The organism is Mesorhizobium sp. M8A.F.Ca.ET.021.01.1.1 (assembly GCF_003998025.1).
Lineage (GTDB): Bacteria > Pseudomonadota > Alphaproteobacteria > Rhizobiales > Rhizobiaceae > Mesorhizobium.
The window spans coordinates 1-2,125 of the sequence record NZ_RZSJ01000805.1 but is presented as its reverse complement, the minus strand read 5'-3'; the positions used below and the strand labels follow the sequence as shown (position 1 = coordinate 2,125).

1 protein-coding gene is annotated in these 2,125 nt (G+C 63.3%); it reads left to right on the top strand.

The genetic code is table 11. The features are described from left to right. The coding region (locus EOA36_RS34135; RefSeq protein WP_127281095.1) for a PAS domain-containing protein at positions 1-2,125 on the top strand (2,125 nt) is incomplete at both ends.

Here is a 2,125-nt window from a genome sequence, read left to right as displayed (position 1 = left end):
GACCCGTATGGTTCGGACGACGCGACATGGCAGCGGCATGTGGCCGAGCGCGAGGCTGAAATCAGGGCCGGCATAGCCGGATCGCGGCAGTTCCCGCGCAATGACGGCCGGACGCTGATCTCGTCGATGGCGCCGCTGGCCGGCGGCAAGCGGTTCATTTCCTATGTCGATGTCACCGACATGAAGGATCGCGAGGCCGAACTCGCCGAAGCGCTGGAAAAGGCGCGGCTGGCGGAAGCGGTGATCAACGGCGTCAAGGATCCGATCTTCGTCAAGGACGACAATCTGCGCTTCGTCTTCGTCAACGAGGCCTTCGCGGCGCTGTTCAAGCAGGCGCCGCAAGCCATGCTTGGCAGGCCGGGAAGCGATTTCCTCGGGCCGGACCAGGTCGCGCTGTTCGAAAGCAGCGAACGCGAGGTGCTGGCCAGCGGACAGCAATACGAAGTGGAAGAAAGCTTCGAGGCCGGCGGCGCCAGCCGTTCGCGCATCGTCAGGAAGAATCGCGTCCGCGTGGCCAGCGGCCGCGACTATGTCGCCGGCTTTCTCTTCGACATCTCCGACATGAAGCGGCGCGAGACCGAAGCCGAAGATGCGCGCAAGCATCTCGCCAACGTGCTGGAATCGCTGCCGGCCGGCGTTATCATCTACGACCGGGACGACAAGTTCGTCTTCGCCAACCGCAGGCTGCAGGATACGCTGCCGGCGCTGAAACCCTTCTGGCAGCCCGGCTGCACCTTCCGCGAAGCGCTGGAGTTCGGCCATTCGGTCGGCTATTTCCGTTCGAGCGGCGATCCCGGGATCGACAGCCTGTACGAAGTCGATTCCGAACGCTGGCTCGACGGCATCCTGGCGCGGTACCGTCTGCCCAATTCCTCCTATGAGCGCCTCAATGCGGATGGGCGCTGGTACCAGGTCTATGACATGCGCACCGGCGACGGCACGTTCATCGGCGTGCGCGTCGACATCACCGACCTGAAGAGCCGCGAGGCGGCGCTTCGTGACTCGATGCGCCAGATCGATCTCTTCCGCCACGTCATGGACGAGTTGCCGGTGGCCGCCTTCATCAAGGCGCAGGACCTGAGCATCGAATTCGTCAACAAGGCGTGGTGCGCGCTAACCGGTCTCACCAAGGACGATGTCATCGGCCGGACCGACCGCCAGCTGTTCAGCGGCGAGGAAGCGGAGGGCTTCAGCCACGACGACACCGATGTCGTGACGAACGGCAATGTGCGCGAGGTCGAGGAGCCCGTTACCCATCGTGACGGCACGGTGCGGCAGTTGATGACGCGCAAGAGCCGCCTTGTGGCCACCGACGGATCGGTGCATCTCGTGGGCTCCAGCACCGATATCACCGACGTCAAGGCACGCGAGCAAGCCCTGGAAGAGAGCATGCGCGAGAACGAGGTGTTCCGCAGCCTTATCGACAACGTACCGGTGTCGATCTACGCCAAGCGCTCCGACCTCCGGCAATTCTATGTCAACAAGGGCTGGTGCGACCTCACCGGCTTCAGCAAGCAGGAGGCGATCGGCAAGACCGACGTCGAGATATTCGGGCCGGATGGCGAGGCCTTCGTGGCCAGCGATCTCGCCGTGCTGCGTACCGGCGAGACCCAGGAGATCGAGGAGACGGTTCGCCTTCCCGACGGCAGCGTCAGGCATCAGTTCGCCCGCAAGGGCGCAATGATCGCCTCCGACGGTTCGCTCTACCTGATCGGTTCCACTACCGACATTACGGAGCTCAAGCAACGCGAAGCGGAGCTCAGCGAGGCACGCCAGCGCGCCGTGCTCGCCGACCGCGCCAAGTCGGAATTCCTCGCCAATATGAGCCACGAAATCCGCACGCCGATGAATGGCGTGCTGGGCATGGCTGAACTCCTGGCCAAATCCAATCTCGATCTGAAGCAGAAGACGTTCACCGACATCATCGTCAAATCGGGCAACGCGCTCCTGACCATCATCAACGACATCCTGGATTTCTCCAAGATCGATGCCGGCCAGCTGGTGCTCGATCCGGCGCCCTTCAATCTCGCCGAGGCGATCGAGGACGTGGCGACGCTGGTGTCGACGCGGGCCAAGGAAAAGGACCTCGAGCTCATCGTGCGTATCGAGCCGCGGCTCGAAAGCC